We start from the raw sequence: 26,109 nt of genomic DNA, 5'->3' as shown, positions 1-26,109 counted from the left end.
ACCCGGATGCTCACCCGCGGCTCCTCGGCACGATCAGCTCGATCTCGGTGCCGGCGCCCGGCGCGGACGCGATCCGCACCTCGCCGCCCAGGTCGGCCACCCGGCCCCGGATGGACTGCGCCACCCCGAGCCGCCCCTGCGCGGCGGCCTCCGCCAGCCGCCCGTCCGGGATGCCCGGCCCCTCGTCGCGTACCGAGACGGTCACCGTCTCCTCCTCGTCCTCGATCAGCACCCAGGCCCGCCCACCGGCGTGCCGGGCCACGTTGTCCAGCGCCGCGCCGACCGCCGCGCCCAGCTCACCGGCGGTCCGCGCGGGCAACGGCACCGGGGTGGCGGGCGCGGACACCACGACGGTGGCCGAGGCGTACCTGTCGATCAGGTCGCGCAGGTCCTGCTCGGCCCCGGCCGGGTCCGGCGGCGCGCCCGCCCGGCCGATGAGCGCCCGCAGCGCGGCCTCCTGCTCGCCGGCCAGCCGGGCCAGCTCGGCCGCCTCGCCGTCCAGGTCCGCGCCGCGCCGCCGGACCAGCGCGAGCACCTGGAGCACGGAGTCGTGGATGTCGCGGGCCAGCCGCTCCCGTTCCCGGGTCGCCGCCTCCAGTTCCACCGCCCGCTGCAACCGCTCCTCCGCCTGCACCGCCAGCCGCGCCACGTGCCCGACCACCACACCGGCGAGCAACATCAGGATCGCCCCGGTCAGCGCGGACGGGCTGATCCGGTCCCGGGTGGCGAGGTCGGCGCCGCCGAGCACCAGCGCGGCCACCGCGCCGCGCCGCCGCCCGCCGGAGACCGCCCAGGCGAGCACCGGCCCGGCCAGCCAGGCGGCGGTCAGCATCGGCACGCCGGCGGCGAGCGCCGCGCGCCCGACCACCCAGGGCGTGACCAGGATGATCGCCAGCACCACGCCGAGGTCGGCCAGCAGCAGCGGCCAGCGCCGCCCGGCCGGGCGGCCGTAGCCGGCCGCCGTCACGCCGCTCCAGGCCAGCATCGCCAGCAGGACGCCGCCCGCGGCGACCGGGTGCGCGTAGCGGTCCGCGTCGCGCAGCACGACCAGCCCGACGTACGCGAGCGCGGCGAACCGGAACACCGCGATGGAGCGCCAGAACGGGCCCTCGAGGCCGGAGGACGACGGCATGTGCGTCACCCTGTCACAGCCGGTCGAGGGGACCCCGGCCGGTGCGGCCTGAGAAACCCTGACGTACGGTTGAAATGCCGCGAAAGTCGTCGAGAGCCATCGTCGGGACGGGGTCATGACAGACGCAGAACTCCCCGCACCGCGTACGGTTGTGCCCATCGAACCTTCCCTCCTTCTCGCCACGGCCTTCGGTCAGGCGCAGGTGACCGAGCTGCGGCACTCGGTGACCTCCTGCGCGCAGGACTCCGGCCTGTCCGGTCAACGGCTGGACGACTTCGTGCTGGCGGTCAACGAGCTGATCACCAACGCGGTGCGGCACGGCGGCGGGCAGGGCTGGTTGCGACTCTGGCAGCGCGAGGGCGAGCTGGTCTGCCAGGTCGCCGACCACGGGCCCGGGATCAGCGAGCGGCGGCTGCGCGACCGTGACCGGCCGGCGCCGGACACCGCCGGCGGCTGGGGCCTCTGGCTGGCCCGGGAGCTGAGCGACACGATGGAGGTGGAGACCGGCGACGCCGGCACCGTCGTCCGGATCACCGCCGCGCTCGCCACCGTCAGGCGAACAGGGCGCTGACCGACTCCCCGTTGTGGATCCGCCGCATCGCCTCGGCCAGAGCCGGCGCCACCGACAGCACCTCCAGCTTCGGCACCCGCTTCTCCGCCGGGATCGGCACGGTGTTGGTGCAGACGATCTCCAGTACGCCCTCCTGCCCGCTGAGCCGCTCCAGCGCCCCGCTGGAGAACAGGCCGTGCGTACAGGCCAGCCGGATCGAACGGACCCGCCGCTCGCGCAGGTGCGAGATCAGCTCGATCACGGTGCTGCCCTTGGCGATCTCGTCGTCCAGCACGATCACGTCCCGGTCCGTCACGTCGCCGATGATCGTGCTGATCTGCACCCGGTCGTCGCTGAAGCGCTGCTTCGCGCCGGCCGCCACCGGCGTACCCAGCATCCGGGCGAACGCGGCGGCCTCCTTGGCGTTGCCCAGGTCCGGCGAGACCACCACCGCGTTGCCCAGGTCGTGCCCCTTGAAGTGGGCGGCCAGCTCCCGCAGCGCGTGCAGGTGGTCCACCGGGACGCTGAAGAAGCCGTGCACCTGCGGCGAGTGCAGCGTCATGGCCAGCACCCGGTGCGCGCCGGCGGAGGTGAGCAGGTCGGCGACGAGCCGGCCGCCGATGGAGATGCGCGGCGCGTCCTTCTTGTCCGACCGGGCGTACGCGTAGTGCGGCAGCACCACTGTGATCCGGGCGGCCGACGCGCCCCGGGCCGCGTCGATCATGAGCAGCAGCTCGACCAGGTGCTCCTGCACCGGCGGCACCAGCGGCTGGATGAGGAAGACGTCGCGCTCCCGGCAGTTCGCCTGCAACTGCACCTCCAGGCAGTCGTTGGCGAACCGGGACACCCGCACCGGATGCAACGGGACGTGGAGGTGGGCGCAGATCTCGGCGGCGAGGACCGGATGGGCCGACCCGCTGAACACGGCAATGTCACGCACGTCTGATGATCGTACGGGCCGCCGGGAGGAGACGGTGGACACTCGCGGCGGGTACGGTGCTGCCGTGACCGCAGAGTTCGTCGCCGCCATCGACCAGGGCACCACGTCGTCGCGCTGCATCGTCTTCGACCGGGCCGGCGAGATCGTCGCCGTGGCCCAGCGCGAGCACCGGCAGATCTTCCCCCGGCCCGGCTGGGTGGAACACGACGCCGAGGAGATCTGGACGAACGTCGAGCACGTGGTCCGCGAGGCGCTGGCCAGCGCCGACATCGGCACCGAGATGCTGGCCGCGGTGGGCATCACCAACCAGCGGGAGACCACTGTGGTGTGGGACCGGGAGACCGGCCGCCCGGTGGCGAACGCGATCGTCTGGCAGGACACCCGCACCGGCCCGCTGCTGCGGGAGCTGACCGAGACGTACGACCAGGAGCGGCTGCGGGCCCGCACCGGCCTGACCCCGGCCACCTACTTCGCCGGGCCGAAGCTGCGCTGGCTGCTCGACCACGTCGACGGGCTGCGCGAGCGGGCCGAGCGCGGCGAGGTGCTGTTCGGCACCATGGACAGCTGGCTGATCTGGAAGCTGACCGGCCGGCACGTCACCGACGTGACGAACGCCAGCCGCACCATGCTGATGGACCTGGAGACGCTCGACTGGGACCCGGAGCTGCTCGACGCGCTGCGCGTCCCGGCCGCCGTGCTGCCCGAGATCCGCAGCTCGGCCGAGGTGTACGGCACCGCTCAGGGGGTGCTGGCCGAGGTGCCGGTGGCGAGCGCGCTCGGCGACCAGCAGGCCGCGTTGTTCGGGCAGACCTGCTTCCAGCCCGGCGAGGCCAAGTGCACCTACGGCACCGGCAGCTTCCTGCTGCTCAACACCGGGGCCAGCCCGGTGCCGTCGCGGCACGGCCTGCTCACCACCGTGGCGTACCGGATCGAGGGCCAGCCCGCCGTGTACGCGCTGGAGGGCGCCATCGCGGTCACCGGCTCGCTGGTGCAGTGGCTGCGCGACAACCTCGGCCTGATCTCCTCCGCCCCGCAGGTCGAGGAGCTGGCCCGCACCGTCGACGACAACGGCGGCTGCTACGTGGTGCCGGCCTTCTCCGGCCTGTTCGCCCCGCACTGGCGCAGCGACGCCCGGGGCGTGATCGCCGGGCTGACCGGCTACATCACCAAGGGGCATCTGGCCCGCGCGGTGCTGGAGGCGTCAGCGTTCCAGACCCGCGAGGTGGTCGACGCGATGAACGCCGACTCCGACGTGGCGCTGCGCCGGCTGCGGGTCGACGGCGGGATGACCGGCAACGAGCTGCTCATGCAGTTCCTCGCCGATGTGCTGGCCGTGCCGGTCGTACGGTCCCGGATCACCGAGACGACGTGCCTCGGCGCCGCGTACGCCGCCGGCCTGGCCGTCGGGTTCTGGCCGGACCTGGCCACGCTGCGCGAGAAGTGGCGTTCGGACGCGCAGTGGGAGTCGACGATGGACCCGGCGCACCGGGAGCGTGAGCTGCGTCAGTGGCACAAGGCGGTCCAGCGCACGCTCGACTGGGCCGAGTGAGCGTCAGTCCCAGCGGTTGCCGGTGAGCTTCTCGTACACCTCGACGTAGCGGGCCCGGGTCGCCTCGATCACCTCGGCCGGCACCTCCGGCGCGGGCGGCTGCTTGTCCCAGCCGCTGGACGTGGCCCAGTCCCGCACGTACTGCTTGTCGTAGGAGAACTGGGCGCGGCCCGGCTGGTACGACTCGGCCGGCCAGAACCGGGACGAGTCGGAGGTGAGCACCTCGTCGCCGAGAACCAGCGTGCCGTCCGCCGCCCAGCCCAGCTCCAGCTTCGTGTCCGCGATCAGGATGCCCCGCTCGGCGGCGATCTCCGCGCCGCGCCGGTAGACGTCGATGGTGATCTGCCGCAGCCGCTCCGCGACCTCCGGGCCGACCTTGTCCACCACCTGCTCGTACGTGATCGGCTCGTCGTGCTCGCCCTTCGGCGCCTTCGTCGACGGCGTGAAGATCGGCTCGGGCAGGATCGACGCCTCGACCAGGCCGCGCGGCAGCGGCACCCCGGAGACCGAGCCGGTGCGCTGGTATTCGGCGAAGCCGCCGCCGGTCAGGTAGCCCCGGGCCACGCACTCGACCGGCACCATGTCCAGCCGGCGGCAGCGGATCGCCCGGCCGGCGAACTCCGCCGGCACGTCCGTCGCCGAGATCACGTGGTTCGGCACCAGGTCGGACAGCTGCTCGAACCACCACAGCGACAGCGCGGTGAGCAGGCGGCCCTTGTCCGGGATCGGGGTCGGCAGCACCACGTCGTAGATGGAGACGCGGTCGGTGGCGACCAGGATCAGGTCCTCGCCGTCGGCGTAGACGTCCCGGACCTTGCCCGAATGCAGAAGTTCCACGGCGCTAGTACACCATGACCGGCGAGGGCCGCCCGGCGCGCCCACCGGAGGTCCCGCCCGGCGTTGACACCCCGCCGTAGGGGCCGGTGAAATGATCCGTCCACCGACGTTCGGAGAGAGATCCGTGCCCGCTGCGCAGTCCGTACCCCGTCCCGGCCTGGACCGGCGACGGCTTCTCGGCGCGCTCGCCGGGCTGCCGCTGCTCAGCGGCGGGCTGCCGGCACTGGCCGGGTGCAGCCCGGAGGAGGCGGCCGTCGACGACGGCCCGGTCGAGCTGTCGGTGTTCTGGTGGGGCGGCGACCGGCGGGCGGCGGCCACCGAGCAGGCGCTGCGCCTGTACTCGCAGCAGAACCCCCGGGTCAGCTTCCGGGTCACCTGGCAGGGGTTGAGCGGCTACTACGACCGGCTGGCCACCCAGGCCACCGGCGGCAACCCGCCGGACCTGTTCCAGATCGACGACACGCTGCTCGCCGAGTACGCCGGCCGGGACATCCTGCTCGACCTCAGCCCGTACGCCACCGACGGGCGGATCGACCTGCGCGAGGTGCCGGCGCAGCTGGCCCGCTACGGCCAGGTGGACGAGCGGACCGTGGGCGTGGCGGCCGCGCAGACCAGCGCGGCGCTGGTGTTCAACCGCGCGCTGCTGCGCCGGCTGGGCCAGCCCGAGCCGCGCACCGGGATGTCCTGGAAGGAATACGTCGCCTGGGCCGCCCGCGTGACCCGCGCCTCCGGCAACCGGGTGGCCGGCACCATGGACGCCTCCGGCGACTACCGGGCGCTCTGGCTGTGGCTGCGCGGCCAGGGCAGCGAGATGTACCGGGGGCGGCAGCTCGGTTTCAGCTCGGCCGAGCTGCTCGACTGGTTCGAGTTCTGGGAGGTGGCCCGCTTCGGCCGGGCCACCCCGAGCGCCGCGCTGGTCGAGCAGGCGGACAGCGGCGAGCTGGCCCGCCAGCTCGTGGTCACCGGGCACACAGCGGCCTCGTTCGCCTGGTCGCACCAGTTGCCGGAGCTGCAACGCCTGACCGACGACGAGCTGGCGGCGGTGGCCTTTCCGGGCACGCCCGCCGCCCAGTGGCCCCGGGCGTCGATGTACTGGGCCGGCTTCCAGGGCACCCGCCACCCGGAGGTGGTGGCGAACGTGATCGACTTCCTGACCACGAACGTGGCGGCCGGCCGGCTCCTCGGCGTGGAGCGCGGCCTCAACGCCAGCAAGCAGGTGCGCTCGTTCGTCGCCGGCGAGCTGACCGACCGGTCCGAGAAGCGGATGGCCGCGCTCGGCGCCGAACTGGACGGGCTGGCCGGTCCGTCACCCGCGCCGCCGCCCAAGGGACACGCCAAGGTCCGCACCCTGCTGATCGACGCGGCCGAGAGCATCCGCGGCAAGCGCTCCGGCGCCCGCACCGCCACCTCGCGCTTCATGGCCCAGGCCAACGCCGCCCTGGCGAGCTGACCCGCCCGCCGCGTCCGATTTGTCGCCGCCAACCTCATGATCGCCGGGCAGGGCGGGCCCGGGGGTCAGCGCGGAGGTCGGTTGCGGCGTCCGCGTGTGAGCAGCAGCACCAGCAGGACGATGCCGCCGACCACCACGAGGCAGCAGAGCAGGCCGAGGAAGCCGAACCCGCCGCGGCCGCGCCGGCGCGCCGCCTCCACCACGATCTCGCCGGTGCCCGACGACGCCCAGGCCGCGACCGGCACGAACACCGAGAGCACGACCGTACCGAGGACCGCGCCCAGGCGGCCCCACCACTTGTTCCATGCAGACATGCCCCCCATCCTCGCCGAGACCCGCAACCGGGGCACGGCGGATGAGGGCGGATGTCGCCGGACACGGCGAAGGGCCCCGGAAAGAATTCCGGGGCCCTTCGTCACGAGTAGCGGGGACAGGATTTGAACCTGCGACCTCTGGGTTATGAGCCCAGCGAGCTACCGAGCTGCTCCACCCCGCGTCGGCTCGTAAAGCTTATCGCACTCCGATCCCGGAGATCAGCCGGGTCCCCGATCCTGCCGCCGGCCCGCGCGGACCGGCGGCAGGCGGAAACGGCGAAGGGCCCCGGAGAGAACTCCGGGGCCCTTCGTCACGAGTAGCGGGGACAGGATTTGAACCTGCGACCTCTGGGTTATGAGCCCAGCGAGCTACCGAGCTGCTCCACCCCGCGTCGGCTCGACAACCGTAGCGCACCGACCCGGGGAGGCGCAAAACGGGTACTCAGTCCAGCCACCGCCGGACCGCCTCGACCGCCCGGCGGCTGTCCGCGTCGAACTGGGCGCGCTCGGTCGAGGTGCTCTCCCAGCCCTGCTCCCACAGCAGCGACACCACGTCACCGACGCGGACCGCCCGGATCAGGTGCACCTCGTCGCCGCCGCTCGGATCGCCGTTCGCGTCCCGGTACGGCGTCCGCGTCTCGAACAGCACCGACTCGTCGCCGTACCCGCTGTCGGGCAGCAGACGCTGCCGCACCGTCACCGGCGGCGTACCCCGGGCGGGCTGCTCGGGGCAGGCCCGCACCGCCGCGCGCAGCTCGGCCAGCGCGGCGCCGGCGCCGCCGGACCGGTAGATCGTGATGCTGTGCCGGTAGTTGCCCGACGGCACCTCGTCGGCCGTGGCCCCGGCCCGCCGGTACGGCAGCGACCGGGCCCGCCGCGCCACCACCCGCTCGTCGCCGGGGCTCGCGCCGCAGAGCACCGGCAGCACCGGCCCCGGGCCGAAGTAGTTGCCGGTACCGGCGTCGTTCGCGGCCGGCAGCACGAAGAACGCCCGGTCCGGGATGCTGGTCGGGGTACTCGCGGCCGGAGGCGTGGTGGTCACGACCGGGCTGCGCGAGCCGGGGGTACGGCCGACGGACGGCGACGGCGGAGGCAGCGACGACGGCGCGGCCGAAGGCGCGACGGACGACGGCCGCGGGGTGGGCGTACCCGCGGGCGGTGGAGCCGGGTCGGGGCCCGGCTCGGCGGCGAGCACCAGCTGGCTGCCGGCCACCGTGCCCGCGACCAGCCCGGCGGCGGCCAGGACGGTCAGCGCGGCCCGGCGGCGGGCCCAGCGGTCGGCGCTGCGGCGCAGCCGGTCCGGCGCCGGCAGCACCCGCTCGTCCGTGTCGGCGGCGAGGGACCGGTAGTAGCGGTGCAGTTCAGGCGACATCGTTGACCTCCAGCTCCTCGGCGGCGACGCCGGGCAACAGCTCGGCCAGCCGGGCCCGTCCCCGGGACAGCCAGGACTTCACAGTGCCGGCGGGAACCCCGGCCTCCCGGGCGATCTCCTCCACCGGCAGGTCGAACAGGTAGTGCAGGGCGAGCGCCTGCCGGTGCCGGGGCGGAAGCTGCCGCAGCGCCCCGACCAGCAGCACGGTGTCCTCGCCCGGCGGCCCGACGTCGGGCGGCGGCCCGGTGCGGCTGGCCGCGAGGCGCCACCCGCGCAGCCGCCGGAACCGGTCGGCCGCCAGCCGGCTGATCACCAGCCGCAGCCACGCCTCCGGAGCGGGATGGGCGGCGAGCTTCGCCCACTGCCGCCAGGCCCGCGCGTACGCCTCCTGCACGAGGTCCTGGGCCTCGGCCGGGTCGCCGGCCACCGCGTAGCCGTACCGGATGGCCCGCCCCGACGTGCTGCGGTAGAAGTCGTCGAAGCTGTTCGCGTCCCGCATGTGCCCTCCCGCCCCCACACGTCCACCTGCACTGTTGACGGCGCAGTGCGGTCCGGGGTTGCGGGCGGGGAGTCCGGAAGACGACACGAGCCCGGGTCCGGGTGACCGTTGCGGTCCCGGACCACGGGCTCGTGGTGTCGGCTCGGCGTCAGCCGCTCGGCGTGGGCGCGGGCGACGTGGGCGCCGGCGGTGAGGCGCTGCCCGACGGCGCCGGGTTGCCCGAGCCGCCGGCCGCGGACTGTGCCTGCTGGAACGCGCTCATCGCCTCGTCCAGCGCCTTCAGCGCGCGCCCGTACCGCTCGAAGTCACCGGACGCCTGCGCGGCCTTGACCTCGCTGATCGCGGTCTGCACCCGGGCCGCCGCCTGGGCCAGTTCGCCGGTCGCCGGCGGGGTGTTGTTGTCACCCCCGGTCGGCGTCGGCGTCGGCGTCGGCGTCTCGTTGTCGTCGGTGCTCGGCGGCGGGTTGTTGTTCGGCGCCCGCTTGCCCTGTTCGACGAGCTGCTTGATGCCGTCGTTGAGGTTGTTGGCGAGCACCACGTACGAGCCGCCGTCACCGTAGGAGAGCAGCACCTTCTGCAGCAGCGGGTACGCGTCCTGGTTGCTGCTCTTCACGTAGACCGGCTCGACGTAGAGCATGCCGTCGGCGAAGGGCAGCGAGAGCAGGTTGCCGTACTGCACCTGGGCCTGGTTGGAGGAGAGCAGGTTGAGCTGCTGCCGGATGTCGCCGTTGTTCGTCATCTGCTGGTGCACCTGCGTCGGCCCGGAGATCCGGGTCTGGTCCGGCAGCTCCAGCACCTCCAGCTGTGGCTTGCCGTCGACGTACGAGCCGGAGACCAGCGCGGCGAGGTTCTGCCGCCCGTTCGGAGTGACCGCGGAGGTCAGCTGGAAGCGTGGCCCCTCCTGCCCGGGGAACTGGGTGAAGAGGTAGTACGGCGGCTGCTTCTGCCCGCTGTCCGGCGCGTCCGGCACGTTCGGCACCTGCCAGAAGTCCTGGCCGGAGTAGAAATCGCCGGGGTCGGTGACGTGGAACTTGGTGAGCAGGTTGCGCTGCACCTTGAACATGTCCGCCGGGTAGCGGAAGTGCTCGGCCAGCTCGGCCGGGATGTCGCCCTTGGGCAGCACCAGGTCACCGCCGAACGCCTTGTTCCACGCCTTGAGCACCGGGTCGGTGTCGTCGTACGAGTAGAGCTTGACCGTGCCGTCGTAGGCGTCGACAGTCGCCTTCACCGAGTTGCGGATGTAGTTGACGTTCTCCCGGGCGAGCTGGAACGTGCCCCGGCCGGTCAGCTCGTCGGCGGTCTCCGCCTGGAGGTTGACCCGCTCGGCGTACGGGTAGGTCGCCGCCGTGGTGTAGCCGTCGATGATCCACAGGACCCGGCCGTTCACGACCGCCGGGTACGGGTCGCCGTCGAGCGTGAGGAACGGGGCGACCTTCTCCACCCGGTCACGCGGGTTGCGCACGTAGAGCAGCTTCGAGTTCTCGTTGACCGCCTCGGAGAGCAGGAAGTTCGGCTCCTGCTCCTTGATCGAGTAGAGCAGGCGGCGCGGGAACGAACCGATCTTGACGCCACCCTCGCCGCTGTAGGTGTAGTACTGCTCGCCACCGGTGGAGGTGGGCCGGTCGAACTCGACGTTGCGGTCGCCGTTCTGGCCGACGATCGCGTAGTCCCCGGGCTCCATCCGCTCGCCGTAGTAGATCCGCGGCTGCTGGGCCGGGATCTCCTCGGCCGGCGAGGAACACGCCTCCTGCGCCTTCTCACCCAGGAAGCCGGAGACGAAGTACGGCTGACCGCCGCAGACCACCTGGTTCGCCGGGGCGGCCACCAGGCCGTACCCGTGGGTGTAGACGGTGTGGCGGTTGATCCAGTTGCTCTGCTGGTCGGTCAGCTCGCCGTAGTTGATCTCACGGACGCCGACCACGTAGTCGGAGGTCTTGTCCTTGACCGAGTACCTGTCGATGTCCAGCTTCGAGCCGAAGTCGTAGAAGCCACGTACCTGCTGGAGCTGGGTGTACGTCTCGGAGACCAGCTGCGGGTCGAGCAGCCGGATGTTCTGCACCACCGAGGTGTCGGTGGCCAGGCTGGCGGGTGGAACGAGGTTGCTCGCCGCGTACGGTGTGGTCTTCGTGCCTTCGAGGCCGAACGCGGTGCGGGTGGCCTTGATGCTGCGTTCGATGTACGGCGCTTCCTTGTCCCGGGCGCTCGGCTTGACCTCGAACGTCTGCACGGCCCACGGGTAGATGCCGCCGATCGCGACCGCGGAGACGCCGAGCAGGGCCAGCGAGATGCCCGGCCAGACCAGGTTCCGCATGACCGCGTTGGAGAACACGATGATCGCCAGCGCCACCAGGACGGAGATCCAGGCGAGGATCTCCTTCGCCGGCAGCAGCGCGTTGACGTCGGCGTAGCCGGCGCCGTAGAGCTTGGCGCTGTCGTTGTACTCCAGCAGCATGGCCCGCCGGTCCAGCACGTACGCGACGGCCTTGAGCAGCACGAAGAACGCGACCAGCGAGCTGAGGTGGGCGCGGGCGGCGTTCGTCATCCGGTCGCCGACGCCCTGCAGCCGCACCCCGCCGAAGATGTAGTGCACGGCGAGCGCGCCGAGCAGGGACAGCACGACGGCGGTGAAGCCGACGCCGAGCAGGTAGCGCCAGAACGGGAGCTGGAAGACGTAGAAGCCGACGTCGATGCCGAACTCGGGGTCCTTCACGCCGAAGTCGCCGCCGTTGCGGAACAGCAGCCACTGGCTCCACCGGCTCTGCGCGGACAGGCCGGCGAACAGTCCGACGACGGCGGCGGCGAGCGCGATCCAGGTGCCGAGGCGAGGGCTCAGGAGCATCCGGTAGCGCTCCAGCGTGGCCTGCTCGGCCGAGTGCGGGCGCATCCGGGGTCGCAGCCGGTAGGCGAGCCAGAGGTTGCCGGCCACGATCAGCGCCATGCCGACGCCGACCACCAGGAACAGCAGCAGCCGGGTGGCGAGCACGCCGGTGAAGACCTGGGTGTAGCGGACCTCGTTGAACCAGAGCCAGTCCGTCCATGCGTTGACGCCCCAGCCGAGCAGGGTGAACAAGACGAACACCCCGATCAGGACACCGATGGTGACGCGTCCGCGTCGGCTCATCCTCGGCAAGGGACTGCTACGCATGACCACTGTTGGCTCCGCACGCTCGATGTGATCGGCTCCGACCAGGCACCAAGAGTACGGGGTCATCCTGAGCACGTCGGGTCAAGGTCACGTCACGATCGGCACAGCAGTCGTGGTCCCGGCCGGTTCAGCAGCGCGTCGGCTGCCCCCCGGTACGCAGCGCCTCGAGTGCCTTCAATGCCTCGTCCAGCGTGGCGACCTTCAGCATCGGCAGGCCCGGCTGCGGGTTGCGGACGGCCTCGGCGCAGTTGTCGGCGGGCACCAGGAACGCGTTCGCGCCGGCCTCCTTGGCGCCGACGAGCTTCTGCGCGATACCGCCGATCGGGCCGACGCGGCCCTCGTCGTCGATGGTGCCGGTACCGGCGATGATCTTGCCGCCGGTCAGGTCGGCCGGCTCCAGCTTGTCGATGATGCCGAGCGAGAACATCAGCCCGGCGCTCGGCCCGCCGATGTCCCCCAGGTCGATCTTGAGGGTGAACGGGTGCGGCTGCTGCTGGTCGATCTCCACGCCGATCCGCGGCCGGCCGTCCTGCTCCTGGCTGGTCACCGTGGCCGTGCCCGGGGTGTCGCCGCGGGTGTAGCCGATCCGCAGCGCGGTGCCGGCCGGCTTCGACCGGATCAGCTCGGTCAGCTTGGCCGCGCTCGTCACCGGTACCCCGTCGACCGAGGTGAGCACGTCGTCGGGGCGCAGCACGTCGGCCGACGGCCCGCCCGCCGTGACCGCCTTGACCAGCACCTTGATCGGGTAGCCCAGCTCACGCAGGGCCGCCGTCTCGGCGCTGGTCTGCGAGTTCTGGAAGTCCTCCGCGTTGCGCTTCTCGACCTCCTCCTGCGACTGCCCCGGCGGGTAGACCAGCTCGCGCGGCACCACCGCCTCGTCCGAGGAGAACCATCCGGCCAGCGCCGACCGGAGCCGCACCGTCGGCTGCACGCCGACCGTGGTGAGCCGGAGCTGACCGGCGGACGTCGACGTCGAGCGGCCGGTCACCTGGATGACCTCCTTGCCGTCCTCGCTGCCCAGCGTGTTCACCGTCGGACCCGGGCCGAGCACCACGTACGGCAGCGGCACGCTCAGCACACCGACGCTGAGCAGTGCGGTGAGCAGGGCACCGAGCAGGACGGTCACGCCGCGACGTCTCATGCGCCAGAGCGTACCGATCCGCGCCCCGCCGCCCGGCGCGGTGACCCGAGGACTTCGCCCTCAGCGCAACGCCGAGTGGCACGACCTGCGGCGGGGCCCGCGTACCGTAGACGTCGTGCCTGATATTCCGTTCGGTTTCGCGCTCCCGGGTGGTCAACCACCGGACCCCAACGATCCCGCGGCGATGCAGCAGTTCATGTCGCAGTTGCAGCACCTGCTCTCGGCGCCGGGCAGCGGGCCGGTCAACTGGGACCTCGCCCGGCAGGTAGCCGCCAGCCAGCTCGCCGCCGCCGGCGACCCGGCGGTGTCGCCGTTCGAACGCAACGCGGTCGAGGAGGCGCTGCGCATCGCCGACCTCTGGCTGGAGCCGGCGACCTCGTGGCCCTCCGGCATACGCACCTCGGTCGCCTGGAACCGCAACGAGTGGATCTTCAAGACGCTCGACGTGTGGCGCAAGCTCTGCGACCCGGTCGCCAGCCGGATGGTCGGCGCGATGGGCGACCTGGTGCCGCCGGAGGCCCGCGCCCAGCTCGGCCCGATGCAGTCGATGGTCGCCACGCTGGGCGGCGCGCTCTTCGGCGGCCAGCTCGGCCAGGCGCTCGGCTCGCTCGGCGCCGAGGTGCTCTCCGCCGGTGACATCGGCCTGCCGCTCGGCCCCGCCGGCACGGCCGCGCTCGTCCCCGCCAACATCAAGGCGTACGGCGAGGGCCTGGAGCTGCCCGAGGACGAGGTACGCCTCTACGTGGCCCTGCGCGAGGCCGCCCACCAGCGGCTGTTCCAGCACGTGCCGTGGCTGCGCGGGCACGTGCTGACCGCGGTGGAGAACTACGCCGCGGGCATCCGGGTCAACCGGGAGGCGATCGAGGAGGCGATGGGCCGGGTCGACCCGACCGACCCGGAGTCGATGCAGGCGATCGCGCTGGAGGGCATCTTCACGCCCGAGGACACGCCCGCGCAGAAGGCGTCGCTGGCCCGGCTGGAGACCGTACTCGCCCTGGTCGAGGGCTGGGTCTGCCACGTCGTCGACAGCGCCGCCGGTGACCGCCTCCCCAACGTCGTACGCCTCGGCGAGGCGTTCCGCCGCCGCCGCGCCGCGGGTGGCCCGGCCGAGCAGACGTTCGCCGCGCTCGTCGGTCTCGAACTGCGGCCCCGTCGGCTGCGCGAGGCCACTGTGCTGTGGGCGGCGCTGACCGAGCACCGCGGCATCGCCGGCCGGGACGCGATCTGGGGCCACCCGGACCTGCTGCCCTCCGACGACGACTTCGCCGCGCCGGAGGCGTTCGCCACGACCAGCACCGATCGCGACGACGAGCTGGCGAACTTCGACTTCTCCGCGCCGGGCGCCCCGGAGGAGAAGTCCCCCGGCGAGGACGACGACAAGCGCTGACGCAGTACACCCCCGGGCCCGCCCCGGCCCGGCCCGGCCCGGCCCGGCCCGTCGATCTTGAAGTTGTGGCGCCCAGGATGCCCGAGTAGCGACGTCTGTCAGGCACCACAACTCCAAGATCGGCGGAGTGGCCGGATGCGCGGCGAGGCAGTAGGGACAGGGGTCAGACGGGGCGGCCGGACAGCAGGGCCCGGGTGGCCTCCCAGCCCTCGACGGCCGGGTCGAGCGCGGCCAGGTCGGCGGGACCGCGCATCCGGCGCCAGCCGGCGGTGACCGCCACGTCCCCCGGGCTCGGCGCGGCCCGGCGCACCTCGGCCGGCGCGGTCGTGTCCAGGTCCAGCGCCGGCAACCACGCCGGTACGGGCAGTCGAGCAGCCACTCCCAGCAGCCCGGTTCCGCCTCCCTCGACCGGGGCCACCGCCACCGGCCGGGTGGTCAGCGGCCGCAGCAGCTTGCCGAGCGTCAGCCCCGGCACGTCCGGCGCGTCCGCCGCCACCACTGCCACCTGGTCGTAGACCACCTCCGGGCCGGCAGCGGCGAGCGTCGCGAACACCGCGTTCGGCGTCGGCTCCGGCACCTCGTACACCGGGGTGCCGGGCCAGACCACGGCGTCGGCCAGCCAGCGGTCCCGCGCGGCGACCGCGACGGCGGTCTCCACCTCGTTCAGCGTGGCCAGCAGGTCCACCACGTCCTCGGCGAGGGCGGTACGCCATCGCGCCGGCTCGATTCCGGGCGGCGTCCAGGTCACCGGGCCGAGCAACGCCACCACCACACGTCGGGACACCCGCCGACCTTAACCCCACCCCACACGCGATCATGAAGTTGACGGTGACGAAACGGACGGATCAACAGGTCAACCTCATGATCAACCGCGCGGGGGCGGGGGCGCGGTCAGGGAATGGCGGCGGTGGCGGCCACGCCCTCCAGGTAGCCGCGCGCCCGCTCCGAGCGCGGGTACCGGGCGACCAGCGCCCAGAACTCGGCGTTGTGACTGGGCACGATGAGGTGCGTCAGCTCGTGCAGGAGGACGTAGTCGATCACCCAGTCGGGCATGTCCTGGATCCGGTGCGAGATCCGGATGGTGCGGTCGGCGGGGGTGCAGGAGCCCCAGCGGCCGTTCTGGTTGGTCACCCAGCGCACGCTCGCGGGCACGGCGGCCGAGCCGTACTCGGGAAGGTAGCTGTCGATCAGGCGGCGGGCGCGGGCGAGCAGTTCGGCGTCCGAGCGGGCGAGCCGGCCCTCGCGGGCGGCGAGCCGGGCCAGCATCCGGTCGACCCACTCGCTCTCCTCGGCCCGGGAGAACTGGTCGGGGATCAGCACGACGACGCGCTCCCCGTCCCGGTACGCGGACACCGTGCGCCGCCGGCGCTGACTGCGCCGTACCTCGACGACGGGCTTCCGCGTCACGGCCATTACCGGCCCGCGCAGCCTCGGTTGACTGTCACGATGGAAAGCTAATGCGTACTGACCAGGACTCCGCAAGAGTCAACACGACGACACGCGCCCGGAAAATGGCGGTTGATTGTCAGGAGTCCAGAAAAAATTCTTTGCGCTGGTAGATGACCATCACCAACCGACCCTCTGCAACGTTAAGTGATCTACGGTGAGTGACCGGCGTCAGGGGCACACGAAGGGGATCTGGGCGCTTTTACCCGGCGTGTCCGCGCGAAACTGACTTATCCGACGTAACTCGGCATGCACACTCTCGACGTCGACTAGCTCACAGAGTCGGCGTACAGCTGACATGGAACCGCCCAGACCTGGGTAGGGTCCGCCAACCACGGTCAGGTGACTGATCGCGGAGAACCCCCCGGCGCCGACGTCACGTTCGGCCGCAGGGAGACCGCCGGGACAACCTCCGGCGGACGAGACGAGGAGGCTACCGTGGCCGACCAGGCCCAGACCTACAACGGTTACTGCGTCAAGTGCAAGGAGAAGCGGGACTTCGAGGGGCACGTGGAGGTCTCGAAGACCGGCATGAACATGGCCAAGGGCAAGTGCCCGGTGTGCGGCACAACAGTGAACCGCATCCTGGGCAAGGCCAAGGTCTGACCGCTCCACGGGGAGGGCGGCCCTCGGCCGCCCTCCCCGTCGGGTAACCGACACAGTTACCCGCCAGTTGTGGAAAACCGGCGAGGTCCTGTGGACAAGGCTGGCCACGGCTCGCCGCACCTGTGGACAACGAACGACGGAGCGCTTGGAGACGGTCACTATCGGTGCCGTGACCGATCCGACACCGCTCGTCCGTCCGATCCTGCTGCCCGGCCTGACCCGGCTCTGGCGCGACCGCCACACGCTCCAACTCGGTGAGCTGCCCGGCCGGGCGGTGCTGCTGGAGATGTCCTCGCCGGGCACGGCCCGCCTGCTCGACCTGCTCGACGGCACCCGCAGCGAACGCGCCGTGCTGGCCGAGGCCGGCGCCGCCCGGGTGCCGCCCGACGAGGCACGCGCGCTGCTCGACACGCTCCGCGACGCCGGCCTGGTGGTGCCCGCGCAGGCCCTGTTCCCCCGTGACCTCGCCGGCGCGGCCCGGACCCGGTTGGCAGCCGAGGCCGCCGCGCTGGCGCTGACCTGCCCCGACCTGCCCGGCACACCGGCCCGGCTACTGCGCCGCCGCCGGTCCGCCCGGGTGCTGGTCACCGGCACGGGACGACTCGGCGCGGCGGTCGCCGTCGCGCTGGCCCAGGCCGGCGTCGGGCACGTCGTACCCGATCTGGCCGGCCCGGTCGGCGCCGGCGACCTGGTCGGGACCGGCCTGACCGCCGCGGAGCTGGGCCGGCCGCTGGGCCCGGCGGTACGCGCGGCGCTGGAGCGGTGCGCGCCGGGCACTGCCACGACCCCGATCCGGGCGGCCCGGCCGGACCTGGTGGTGCAGCTCGGCGTGGACCGGCCGGCCGAGCTGCTGGCCACCGGGTACGCCCGCCGACGTCAGCCCCACCTGCTGCTCGACCTGCGCGGCGGCGTACCCGTGATCGGCCCGCTGGTCCGCCCACCCGTCGGTCCGTGCCTGCGCTGCCTCGACCTGCACCGCGGCGACCGGGACCCGGACTGGCCGGCGCTCGCCGCCCAGCTCGCCGCCGACCGGGGCGAGCGGGCCTGCGCCGCCACCACCCGGCTCGCCGCCGCCGCGTTCGCCACGGCCGAGGCGCTGGCCCAGCTCGACGGCGGCCACCCGGAGACGCTCGGCGGCGCGGTGGAGGTCGCAGCCCCGGGCCGGGTGCGTCACCGACGGTGGCCGCCGCACCCCTCCTGTGGCTGCTGCCGGCGTCGCCCGATCCGGTCGGCCCCGGCCGCTCCCGGCCGCACGGCAGCAGCGAGGGCCCCGAGTCGGTAACAATGGCCGGGTGACCGACATCCCGCGCCGGGCCGTGTCCCGCACCGCCAAACTCGCCGCCCTGCCGCTCGGATTCGCCGGTCGAACCGTCCTCGGCATGGGCAAGCGGGTGACCGGGCTCGCGTCCGACGTCATCTCCGCCGAGATCCAACAGCGCACCGCCGAGCAGCTGTTCAGCGTGCTCGGGCAGCTCAAGGGCGGGGCGATGAAGTTCGGCCAGGCCCTGTCGGTGTTCGAGGCGGCGCTGCCCGAGGAGGTGGCCGCACCCTACCGGCAGGCGCTCACCAAGCTCCAGGAGGCCGCCCCGCCGCTGCCGGCGGCGACAGTGCACAAGGTGCTCGCCGAGCAGCTCGGCCCGGACTGGCGCGACCGGTTCGTCGAGTTCAACGACACCCCGGCCGCGGCGGCCAGCATCGGCCAGGTGCACCGCGCCCTCTGGCGCGACCCCGGGTACGGCCCGAACGGCGGCCCGCAGCACCGGGACGTGGCCGTGAAGATCCAGTACCCGGGCGCAGGTGACGCCCTGCTCGCCGACCTCAAGCAGCTCTCCCGGCTCGGCGGCATGTTCCGGGCGATCCAGCCGGGGCTGGACGTGAAGCCGCTCCTGGCCGAACTGCGCGAGCGCATCACCGAGGAACTGGACTACGAGCTGGAGGCGGAGTCGCAGCGCGCGTTCGCCGCCGCGTACGCCGACGACCCGGACATCTTCATCCCGGAGGTGCTCGACGCCGCGCCCCGGGTGCTGATCACCGAGTGGGTCGAGGGCATCCCGCTGTCCCAGATCATCCGGGAGGGCACCGAGGAGCAGCGCGACGAGGCCGGCCGGCTGATGGCCGAGCTGCACCTCTCCGCGCCGGAGCGGGCCGGGTTGCTGCACGCCGACCCGCACCCGGGCAACTTCCGGCTGCTGCCGGACGGGCGGCTCGGCGTGATCGACTTCGGCGCGGTGGCCCGGATGCCGCAGGGCACGCCGGAGCCGATCGGCCGGATCGCGGCGCTCGCGCTGAACGGCGACGCCGACGCCGTGGTGGAGGGGCTGCGTGCCGAGGGCTTCGTCAGCCGCACCGAGTCGATCGACGCCCCGGCGGTGCTCGACTTCCTGCGTCCGATGCTGGAGCCGATCGCGGCCGACGAGTTCCGCTTCACCCGGGCCTGGCTGCGCGCCGAGGCGACCCGGCTGGCCAGTCCCCGCTCCCCCGCGTACCAGCTCAGCCGCCAGCTCAACCTGCCCCCGTCGTATCTGATGATCCACCGGGTCACGCTGGGTTCGATCGGCGTGCTCTGCCAGCTGGAGGCGAAGGCCCCCTACCGGTCGATCCTGGAACGCTGGCTGCCCGGCTTCGCGCCCGTGCCCTGAGCACCGGCTGGGCACGGAGCAGGCGAAGGGGCGGTGACCAGCAGGTCACCGCCCCTTCCTCACGCGATCGTTCTACAGGACGCCCAGGTCGCGTGCCGACTGGCTGCGACTCCGCATGGCGACGGTACGGGCGGAACGGGTTGCCTCAGTGCTCGTGGTGGTGCGACCGGCCTGAGGCCGGCGCATTCGGGCCCTGGACAACGCTTCGTGGAGTAGTTGCATCTCGAATCCGTTCGGCAGGTTCAGCATCAGAATTTCTCTCTCAGGTCGGCCGGTGGAGGGACACCGGCATCGGTCGGTCTTGGAACGTAGGTGTGTCAGGCTGCCAGCCGGACGGCGCTACGCGACTCGGACAGCCCGCTGGCCGCCAGTCGCGCCTCCGCCTCGACCCGGAGCTGCGCGTCGCGGGCGAGGTCCTCCTTGCGCGGACGGCCACGGGGCCGCTTGCGCGGGACGACCGCGCCACGCTCGAAGATCTCGCCGCCCCAGACGCCCCAGGGCTCGGCTCGCTCGACCGCCCCGGCCAGGCACTCGACGCGCAGCGGGCAGTCCCCGCAGAGCGACTTGGCCAGCTCGAGCTCGGCGGGCGAGTCGGAGAACCACAGGTCGGGGTCGAACTTCCGGCAGGGCAGGTTCGCCTCCACGTCGACGCTCACGTCGAGGGGGGCCAACGCCAGACTCATCCTCCGGTCACCTCTCTCTCACTTCGATCTCGTGGATCGCATTCCGACGTACTTCGGCGGGACAAAAAACTGAGGCCGCGGATCCCGGTATGCGGGTTCCGCGGCCTCGAGGTGAGCCGGCGTCTGATGGATCAGACCGGTCTACCTCGAGGTGGAACGCCGCGGACATCCGTGCGCTTCTTGGCGCCATCGATGCCCTTGCCCGCGAAGCCACTGGTCCCCTCGACTCCGGCGATCGGCGCAACGGTCAGGTTCAGCTCGGCCTGAACCTGGACCTGGTGCACCTGCGGAGCCGACGGTCGAGCGGCGAGGGCCACCCGGACAGCCGACAGCGGAGCGACGGCAGACGGCATCGCCGCGAGACGCTCATAGTTGAAGATCTTCACTGGTGCCACCTCCCTACTCTCCTCGTGCCGACCGTGGACTCATCCCCGTTGAGCAGCCAGAACAGCGCCGCTCGCGAGGTGTGTCATGAGGCTATTCCTCGCCCTCGGGCGAGGGCAAACGATTTACGGCTAGTTTTCAGAAGTTTTCTGTGAGCAGACCTCGTCCACCGTGGCGCCCGCCACCAGGGCGAGGACCGTATCACCGTAAAGCCCGACTTTTCGGGGCCCGATCCCGGCGATCGCCACCAGTTCCTCGGTCCGACCGGGCTTCCGTTCGGCCAGCGCGGTGAGCGTGGCGTCGGTGAAGACCACGTACGCCGGCACCTTCTGCGCTCCCGCGACCCGCTGCCGCCAATCGCGCAGCCGCTCGTACAGCTCCTCGTCGATGTCCGACGGGCAGGTCGGGCAGCGGCCCAGTTTGCGGTCCGCGCCGGCGAGCAGCGTCGCGCCGCAGATCCGGCACGAGACCACCTGCGGCCGGCGCCGCTCGGCCCGCCGCGCCGGTCCGCCGCCGCCGGCCCGCTCGCCGCCGCCGGAGCGGTCGAGCTGCGGCAGGAACCGCGACGGCCGCCGGGCCCGCCCACCCGGCGAGCGCGACGTGGCGTACGACAGCCAGAGCCACTCCCGGGCCCGGGTGATCCCGACGTAGAGCAGCCGCCGTTCCTCCTCGACCTGCTCCATGGTCTTCGCGTACGTGGTGGGCAGCGTGCCCTCGGCCAGCCCGACCAGGAACACCGCGTCCCACTCCAGCCCCTTCGCCGAGTGCAGCGACGCGAGCGTGACCCCCTCGACGGTGGGCACGTGCTGCTGGGCGGCCCGCCGGGCCAGTTCCTCGGTGAACCCGGTCAGCCCCGGCTCCGCCTCGGCGTCGGCGGCGTACTCCTCGGCGAGCTGGACCAGCGCGGCGAGCGCCTCCCACCGCTCGCGAGCGGCGCCGCCGGGCGGGGGCGCGTCGGGCGCCCAGCCGACCGCCGAGAGCCCTTCGACCACGGCGGCCGGCAGCGGCGTGTCGACGGACGCCGACCGGGTGGCGGCGCGCAGCGCGATCATCGCCTGGCGCACCTCGGGCCGTTCGAAGAACCGCTCCGCGCCCTGGAGCACGTACGGCACGCCGGCCTCGGAGAGCGCCTTCTCGTACGCCTCGGACTGCGCGTTGGTGCGGAACAGCACAGCGATCTCCCGCGCCGGGGTGCCGCCCGCGACCAGCGCCCGGCAGCGGGCGGCGACCGCGTTCGCCTCGGCCGGCTCGTCGGTGAAGATCCGCAGTTCCGGCTCCGGACCGGGCCGGCGCTGGCCGTGCAGCTCCAGCCGCAACCGCGCCTCGGTGCCCCGCGCCTGGGAGATCACCGCGTTGGCCAGCCCGACCACCTGCGGGGTGGAGCGGTAGTCGCGGACCAGCCGGACCACTGTCGCGCCCCGGTGCAGCCGGGGGAAGTCGACCAGGTACGACGAGGTCGCGCCGGTGAACGAGTAGATCGTCTGGCTGGCGTCGCCGACCACTGTCAGGTCGTCCCGGCCACCCAGCCACGCCTCCAGCAGCCGCTGCTGGAGCGGGTTGACGTCCTGGTACTCGTCGACCACGAAGTGCCGGTACTGGTTGCGCACCTGCTCGGCGACGTCCGGGTGCTCCTCGATGCCCCAGACCGCGGCGCGCAGCATGTCCTCGAAGTCGATCACCCCGTTGCCGCGCTTGAGCCGCTCGTACGCGTCGAACACGTCGGCCACCCGGGCCGGCTCGTACGGCGTCTCGCGCAGCGCCTTGGCCGCGGCGACCACGTACTCCCCCGGCTCGACAAGCGACGACTTGGCCCATTCGATCTCGGCGGCGAGGTCGCGCGCGGCGGCCCGGTCGGCGCGCAGCCCGACCTTGGCGGCGGCGAGCGTGACCACCCGCACCTTGCTGTCCAGCAGCTCCGGCATGGCCCGCCCGGCCAGCAGCCGGGGCGCGAAGTAGCGGACCTGCCGCAGCGCCGCCGCATGGAACGTGCGCGCCTGCACCCCCTGGACGCCGAGCACGGTGAGGCGGCTGCGCATCTCGGCCGCGGCGCGGGCGGTGAACGTGACCGCCAGCACGTGCCGGCCGGCGATGTCGCCGGTCAGCGCCCGGTACGCGATCCGCGACGTCACCGCCCGCGTCTTGCCGGTGCCGGCGCCGGCCAGGATGCAGACCGGCCCGGCCGGGGCGGTCACCGCGGACCGCTGCTCCGGATCCAGCCCGGCCAGCACCCGTTCCGCACCTGAGTGAACGCCCACAGCAGGGAATCATCCCAGCATCGTGTGACGTTGCAGCGGTTAGCCTGGCCTGATCGGACCGGGCGCGAGCCACCCCTTGGAGGACCAGACCATGCTGACGATGTATTCCACCCCGTGGTGCGGCTACTGCCACCGGCTGAAGTCGCAGCTCGACCGGGAGGGCATCGCGTACGAGGTGGTCGACATCGAGCAGGACCCCGCGGCCGCGGACTTCGTGATGAGCGTCAACGGCGGCAACCAGACCGTCCCGACGCTGCGCTTCGCCGACGGCAGCGCCCTGACCAACCCCTCGATCAACCAGGTCAAGCAGCACCTGGCCGCGCTGCCCGGCTGATCTCCCGCGACACCGCGAGCGGCCGTACCCGATCCGGGTACGGCCGCTCGCCGTCGTTCAGGAGCCGCCGCGACTGAGCACGCCGTCGTCGGCCGGCTTCCGGGGCCCCGGGATCCGCACCGGTCCGGCGACCGGCGCGCTCAGCCCACGGCCCCGCCACAGATAGAGACCGGCCGCCGTGGTGACCGCCCCGACCAGAGCGAACAGCAGCCGGTAGTCGAACACGCCGACGAGCAGCGCGCCGGTGCCGATGGAGAGCGCCTGCGGCCCGCTGACCAGGGCCTCCGACGCCGCGGTGACCCGGCCCAGCAGCCGCGGCGGGGTCCGCCGCTGGATCAGCGTGTTCAACCCCACCATGGTCAGCGGCAGCGAGAGGCCGGCCAGCAGCAGCGCCACCACCCCGAGCCACAACCGGGGGTACGCGAGCGCCAGCGCGGCCGGTCCGAAGAACGTCACCCCGGCGGCCAGCGCCCCGACTTCGCCGTACCGGCGGACCACTGCGGCCGAGAACAGGCCGCCGACCAGGCCACCGACGCCCTGCACCATGACCAGCACGCCGACGAACGCGGCCTCGCGGCGCAGACCCAGGTCGACGTACGCGAAGATCAGCGACTCGGTGAAGCCCATCACCAGCGAGCCGAGCCCGTACCCGAGCAGCGCCCGGCGCAGCGCCGGCTCGCCGGTCAGGTGGCGCAGCCCGGCGCTCAGCTCGGACGGCCCGCGGCGGCCGGACCGGGACGGTTCCCGCTCCTGCGCCCGCAGCCGGCCGACCACCGCCGCGGCCACCAGGAATCCGGTCATGGCCAGGACGGCGAGCAGCCAGCCGCCGACGGCGGCGTAGACGCCCGCGCCGGCGAACGGCCCGATCAGCCGCAGGCCCTGCCGGACCGTCTGCAGCAGTCCGTTCGCGTCGGCCAGCGACTCGGCCGGAACCAGATGCCGGATCAGTCCGTTGAGCACGGCGGCGAGGGTGATGTACGACAGTCCGTAGAACGCCGCGACCACGTAGATCACCCAGACGTCGGAGCGGTCCCGGACCGTGAGCAGCGGACTGAGCAGCGCCGCGGCGACCAGGTTGGCGGCGATGAAGAAGGGTTTCCGGCGGTAGCGGTCGACCACCCAGCCGACGAGCGGGGCGAGGGCCATCGGTGCGATGACCGCGAAGATGGTCGCCCCCGCCATGCTGTCCGACCCGGTCAGATCCTTGACCCAGACGGCCAGGGCGAGCAGCAGCACCGACTCCGCCGCCATGCTCGCCACCACTGCGGCGAAGAGGAGACGGAAGTCGGGGCGGCGCAGGACGGTGCGCATCGGGTTGCCTCCGGCAGGGGTGCGCCACCAGGGGCGCGTCGGGGGTGGGCGCTGGTGAAGACACCCTCCACAGTCCTCTTTTTGTCTCGTGACACGCCCGTGCCGGAACCTCCGACGCCGGTCGCGACGTCCATACTGACCGTGGGGGGCGAATTTCATACAGTTACCGTCGCGTCCTGCGACGGTCGACGGGAAAGAGGACGCCGTGCCTCCTGCCGTACCAGGCCCGATTCTGCGCCGCCGTCGACTCGGCATCGAGCTGCGCCGGCTCCGCGAACAGGCCGGTCTGACCGGTGACCAGGTCATCGAGCGGATCGGCTGGGCCTCCGCATCCAAGTTGTCCCGCCTGGAGAACGGCCGCAGCCGGCCCGACCCGGACGACGTGGACGTGCTGTTGACGCTCTACGGCGCCGACGAGGAGCAGCGCGCGGAGCTGACCGGCATCACCCACGAGGCCGGCGACATGCGCGGCTGGCTGCGCAACTTCCCGGTGATGACCCAGCAGCAGCGCGCCTTCGCCGAGCTGCTGGCCGGCTGCGCGGAGATCTCCGAGTACAACCCGGTGCTGGTCCCGGGGCTGCTGCAGACGCCCGGGTACGCCCGGCACCGGATCATGTCGGCCGCGCAGGTCGCCGCCCAGGCCGGCGACCAGGAGCACGAGGACCCGGAGACCGAGGTACGCGCGCGGCAGGCCCGCCAGTCGCTGCTGACCCGCTCCCCCGACGTGCCCCGGTACACGGCCGTGCTGGAGGAGGCCGCCCTCGGCCGGCGGGCCGGCCCGCCGGAGGTGCTGCACGACCAGCTCGTCCACCTGTGCGAGATGGCCCTGCTCCCGAACGTGACGTTGCTGCTGCTGTTGCGGGACACCCGGGTCGGCGACTGGTACCTTCCGCCGACCGCGTTCTCGGTCTACCGGTTCGCCGATCCGCTCGATCCGGAGACATTGGCCATCGAAGGTGGGTTCACCGACGTCATGTCGACCGAGGTGAACACCCTAAATCGCTATAAAGTGGTGTTCGAGTGGCTATGCTCGTCGGCACTCTCCGCATCGGACACCCTCTCCTGGTTGATCGAGGCGACAGGACGGCTGACCGGCACGGCAGTCGAGTCCACGGCGGTGTACGGGCCGGCAACGGCGCCGACCCAGCGCCGCCGGGACTCGGGGCGCCTCACCACGGAGCGGTGATCCGGTAGGGACACCGTCCGCGCTCCGGCGTCGCTCGGTCCCATCGGAGCACCTCACCAGGAGCAAGCACCATGAACGAGATCCGTACCAGCACGACCGCCCTCTCGGGACAGCTCGTGGGCGCCGCCTGGCGCAAGAGCACCCGCAGCCAGACCTCCAACTGCGTGGAGGTCGCGCCGCTCGGCACCGGGCCGGCGACCATGGCGCTGCGGGACAGCAAGGACCCGAGCGGGCCGGTCCTGCTGTTCGACCGGGCCGGCTGGCTCGGCTTCCTCGCCGGAGCGAAGAACGGTCAGTTCGATCTGGACTGATCCGGCGAACGTTCGGGGCCGTCGGCGTCACGCCGGCGGCCCCCTCGCGTGTCCGGCCCCGACAACGGTCCTGACCTGGCATCCCCCGATCGGTCGAGGTGGCGCGTTCCACTTGTCGGGAGGACACATCGGCGTAACATGACGCGGGAGTGACGTGGAAGTTCCAGCGGGTAACCGTCCACTCTCCGGGGGACACCATGCGGTTCCTGATCGTCCGCACCGAGATCCGTACCGCCGCCGACGCCGACATCGCCGCCGCCTGGGCCGGTGGGGGCCGCCTGCGGGACGAGACGAGCACGCCGGAACCCCGCCGCCAGGTCGTCCACGCCGAGGACCGGGACGCCGCGCTCCTGCTCGCCCGAGCGCTGTCCGCCGTCGGGGCGGTACGCGCCGGCCGGCACCGGGTCAAGGTGCTGCCCATCGAGGAGCCCGCACCGGGGCAGCCGTACCGCTGGCACGGTGGATGACCGGACGCTGACGTCCGTCGTGGCCGGACCGGCTTCCCCCGCCGATCATCGTCTCACCCGGCCACGACGGCCCGTGTTCCCGGCCCGCGACCGTCGCGGCAACGACGGTCCGGGCCGGGACCGTGCCCGCCCGGCCCTGCGCCCGCCAGCCGAAACGCCCCAACCCGACGG

The 26,109-nt window shown here is 72.7% G+C and carries 25 protein-coding genes and 2 tRNA genes; 11 read left to right on the top strand and 16 right to left on the bottom strand.

The genetic code is table 11. The annotated features are described in order from the left end of the window. Positions 1-10: 10 nt before the first annotated feature. Positions 11-1,132 (bottom strand): MacS family sensor histidine kinase, encoded by a 1,122-nt coding sequence (gene macS, locus BAW75_RS17335; RefSeq protein WP_064447892.1) that lies wholly within the window; start codon positions 1,130-1,132, stop codon positions 11-13. Between the two features lie 115 nt (positions 1,133-1,247). On the opposite strand from macS, the gene BAW75_RS17330 reads away from it, so the two are divergent. Further along, on the top strand, positions 1,248-1,703 hold the full coding sequence (locus BAW75_RS17330) for an ATP-binding protein (RefSeq protein WP_104114247.1): 456 nt from the start codon (positions 1,248-1,250) through the stop codon (positions 1,701-1,703). On the opposite strand, the gene BAW75_RS17325 is transcribed toward BAW75_RS17330, so the two are convergent. Then, complete coding sequence (locus BAW75_RS17325) at positions 1,684-2,622, bottom strand: ribose-phosphate diphosphokinase (protein WP_069087346.1); 939 nt, start codon at positions 2,620-2,622, stop codon at positions 1,684-1,686. The genes BAW75_RS17330 and BAW75_RS17325 overlap by 20 nt on opposite strands. A gap of 64 nt (positions 2,623-2,686) precedes the next feature. On the opposite strand from BAW75_RS17325, the gene glpK reads away from it, so the two are divergent. Next, positions 2,687-4,171, top strand: coding sequence for a glycerol kinase GlpK (gene glpK, locus BAW75_RS17320; protein ID WP_208635265.1), 1,485 nt, complete (start codon positions 2,687-2,689; stop codon positions 4,169-4,171). A 3-nt stretch (positions 4,172-4,174) separates the two neighbouring features. Here the strand turns inward: glpK and BAW75_RS17315 are convergent, their stop codons facing one another. Continuing rightward, positions 4,175-5,008, bottom strand: a complete 834-nt coding sequence (locus BAW75_RS17315; RefSeq protein ID WP_043328477.1) for a phosphoribosylaminoimidazolesuccinocarboxamide synthase — start codon at positions 5,006-5,008, stop codon at positions 4,175-4,177. Positions 5,009-5,132: 124 nt separating this feature from the next. Here BAW75_RS17315 and BAW75_RS17310 point away from each other — a divergent pair, with 124 nt between their 5' ends. Further along, positions 5,133-6,458 carry an ABC transporter substrate-binding protein gene (locus BAW75_RS17310; RefSeq protein WP_104114245.1) on the top strand — a complete coding sequence of 442 codons (1,326 nt, stop codon included), beginning with the start codon at positions 5,133-5,135 and terminating at the stop codon, positions 6,456-6,458. A gap of 65 nt (positions 6,459-6,523) precedes the next feature. Here BAW75_RS17310 and BAW75_RS17305 read toward each other — a convergent pair whose 3' ends face one another. The 7 genes from BAW75_RS17305 to BAW75_RS17275 all read right to left on the bottom strand — a co-directional run bounded on the left by BAW75_RS17305 (position 6,524) and on the right by BAW75_RS17275 (position 12,929). Further along, positions 6,524-6,772 carry a hypothetical protein gene (locus BAW75_RS17305; RefSeq protein ID WP_043328474.1) on the bottom strand — a complete coding sequence of 83 codons (249 nt, stop codon included), beginning with the start codon at positions 6,770-6,772 and terminating at the stop codon, positions 6,524-6,526. A gap of 108 nt (positions 6,773-6,880) precedes the next feature. Beyond that, a tRNA-Met gene (locus BAW75_RS17300) sits at positions 6,881-6,954 on the bottom strand. Positions 6,955-7,090: 136 nt separating this feature from the next. Beyond that, positions 7,091-7,164, bottom strand: a tRNA-Met gene (locus tag BAW75_RS17295). Positions 7,165-7,214: 50 nt separating this feature from the next. Beyond that, positions 7,215-8,144 carry a hypothetical protein gene (locus BAW75_RS17290; RefSeq protein WP_104114244.1) on the bottom strand — a complete coding sequence of 310 codons (930 nt, stop codon included), beginning with the start codon at positions 8,142-8,144 and terminating at the stop codon, positions 7,215-7,217. After that, positions 8,134-8,643, bottom strand: coding sequence for an RNA polymerase sigma factor (locus BAW75_RS17285; RefSeq protein ID WP_043328470.1), 510 nt, complete (start codon positions 8,641-8,643; stop codon positions 8,134-8,136). Before BAW75_RS17285 ends, BAW75_RS17290 begins: the two co-directional genes overlap by 11 nt. Before the next feature lie 148 nt (positions 8,644-8,791). Further along, the gene (locus tag BAW75_RS17280) at positions 8,792-11,788 is read right to left on the bottom strand and encodes a UPF0182 family membrane protein (protein WP_222949565.1); all 2,997 of its coding nucleotides are present in this window, start codon (positions 11,786-11,788) and stop codon (positions 8,792-8,794) included. Between the two features lie 127 nt (positions 11,789-11,915). Next, complete coding sequence (locus BAW75_RS17275; RefSeq protein WP_176722737.1) at positions 11,916-12,929, bottom strand: YlbL family protein; 1,014 nt, start codon at positions 12,927-12,929, stop codon at positions 11,916-11,918. Between the two features lie 115 nt (positions 12,930-13,044). Between BAW75_RS17275 and BAW75_RS17270 the strand changes: the two genes are divergently transcribed. Further along, the gene (locus BAW75_RS17270) at positions 13,045-14,316 is read left to right on the top strand and encodes a zinc-dependent metalloprotease (RefSeq protein WP_104114243.1); all 1,272 of its coding nucleotides are present in this window, start codon (positions 13,045-13,047) and stop codon (positions 14,314-14,316) included. 163 nt (positions 14,317-14,479) lie between these two features. Here BAW75_RS17270 and BAW75_RS17265 read toward each other — a convergent pair whose 3' ends face one another. After that, the gene (locus BAW75_RS17265; RefSeq protein WP_104114242.1) at positions 14,480-15,100 is read right to left on the bottom strand and encodes a glycosyltransferase family protein; all 621 of its coding nucleotides are present in this window, start codon (positions 15,098-15,100) and stop codon (positions 14,480-14,482) included. Positions 15,101-15,207: 107 nt separating this feature from the next. Then, a complete protein-coding gene (locus BAW75_RS17260) occupies positions 15,208-15,729 on the bottom strand; it encodes a M48 metallopeptidase family protein (RefSeq protein ID WP_043328464.1) in 522 nt (173 codons plus the stop codon). 471 nt (positions 15,730-16,200) lie between these two features. On the opposite strand from BAW75_RS17260, the gene BAW75_RS32360 reads away from it, so the two are divergent. The 3 genes from BAW75_RS32360 (at position 16,201) to BAW75_RS17250 (ending at position 19,007) form a co-directional block, all read left to right on the top strand. After that, positions 16,201-16,368, top strand: coding sequence for a DUF5679 domain-containing protein (locus BAW75_RS32360; RefSeq protein WP_007464795.1), 168 nt, complete (start codon positions 16,201-16,203; stop codon positions 16,366-16,368). Positions 16,369-16,537: 169 nt separating this feature from the next. Then, complete coding sequence (locus BAW75_RS17255; RefSeq protein WP_146074852.1) at positions 16,538-17,650, top strand: TOMM precursor leader peptide-binding protein; 1,113 nt, start codon at positions 16,538-16,540, stop codon at positions 17,648-17,650. Positions 17,651-17,660: 10 nt separating this feature from the next. Next, on the top strand, positions 17,661-19,007 hold the full coding sequence (locus tag BAW75_RS17250; RefSeq protein WP_104114240.1) for an ABC1 kinase family protein: 1,347 nt from the start codon (positions 17,661-17,663) through the stop codon (positions 19,005-19,007). Between the two features lie 317 nt (positions 19,008-19,324). Here BAW75_RS17250 and BAW75_RS17245 read toward each other — a convergent pair whose 3' ends face one another. From BAW75_RS17245 to BAW75_RS17235, 3 genes are all read right to left on the bottom strand, one after another. Further along, positions 19,325-19,690 carry a WhiB family transcriptional regulator gene (locus BAW75_RS17245; RefSeq protein WP_030503670.1) on the bottom strand — a complete coding sequence of 122 codons (366 nt, stop codon included), beginning with the start codon at positions 19,688-19,690 and terminating at the stop codon, positions 19,325-19,327. A gap of 131 nt (positions 19,691-19,821) precedes the next feature. Beyond that, complete coding sequence (locus tag BAW75_RS17240) at positions 19,822-20,076, bottom strand: hypothetical protein (RefSeq protein WP_082931090.1); 255 nt, start codon at positions 20,074-20,076, stop codon at positions 19,822-19,824. A gap of 129 nt (positions 20,077-20,205) precedes the next feature. Next, positions 20,206-22,329, bottom strand: coding sequence for an ATP-dependent DNA helicase UvrD2 (locus BAW75_RS17235; RefSeq protein WP_104114239.1), 2,124 nt, complete (start codon positions 22,327-22,329; stop codon positions 20,206-20,208). A 91-nt stretch (positions 22,330-22,420) separates the two neighbouring features. Here BAW75_RS17235 and BAW75_RS17230 point away from each other — a divergent pair, with 91 nt between their 5' ends. Beyond that, entirely contained in the window at positions 22,421-22,663 is a 243-nt protein-coding gene (locus tag BAW75_RS17230; RefSeq protein ID WP_043328458.1) for a mycoredoxin, read from the top strand. 57 nt (positions 22,664-22,720) lie between these two features. Here BAW75_RS17230 and BAW75_RS17225 read toward each other — a convergent pair whose 3' ends face one another. Then, the gene (locus tag BAW75_RS17225) at positions 22,721-23,974 is read right to left on the bottom strand and encodes an MFS transporter (RefSeq protein WP_104114238.1); all 1,254 of its coding nucleotides are present in this window, start codon (positions 23,972-23,974) and stop codon (positions 22,721-22,723) included. 205 nt (positions 23,975-24,179) lie between these two features. Between BAW75_RS17225 and BAW75_RS17220 the strand changes: the two genes are divergently transcribed. The 3 genes from BAW75_RS17220 to BAW75_RS17210 all read left to right on the top strand — a co-directional run bounded on the left by BAW75_RS17220 (position 24,180) and on the right by BAW75_RS17210 (position 25,938). Beyond that, positions 24,180-25,160, top strand: a complete 981-nt coding sequence (locus tag BAW75_RS17220) for a helix-turn-helix domain-containing protein (protein WP_104114237.1) — start codon at positions 24,180-24,182, stop codon at positions 25,158-25,160. A gap of 71 nt (positions 25,161-25,231) precedes the next feature. Further along, positions 25,232-25,471: a DUF397 domain-containing protein gene (locus BAW75_RS17215; RefSeq protein WP_064447901.1), complete on the top strand. Its 240-nt coding sequence runs from the start codon at positions 25,232-25,234 to the stop codon at positions 25,469-25,471. A gap of 197 nt (positions 25,472-25,668) precedes the next feature. Beyond that, positions 25,669-25,938, top strand: a complete 270-nt coding sequence (locus BAW75_RS17210; RefSeq protein WP_064447902.1) for a hypothetical protein — start codon at positions 25,669-25,671, stop codon at positions 25,936-25,938. Positions 25,939-26,109 lie beyond the last annotated feature (171 nt).

The sequence above is a fragment of the Micromonospora chalcea genome, assembly GCF_002926165.1.
GTDB lineage: Bacteria > Actinomycetota > Actinomycetes > Mycobacteriales > Micromonosporaceae > Micromonospora > Micromonospora chalcea.
Note: the sequence above shows the minus strand (reverse complement) of the source record. Positions and strands in the feature narration are given on the sequence as shown.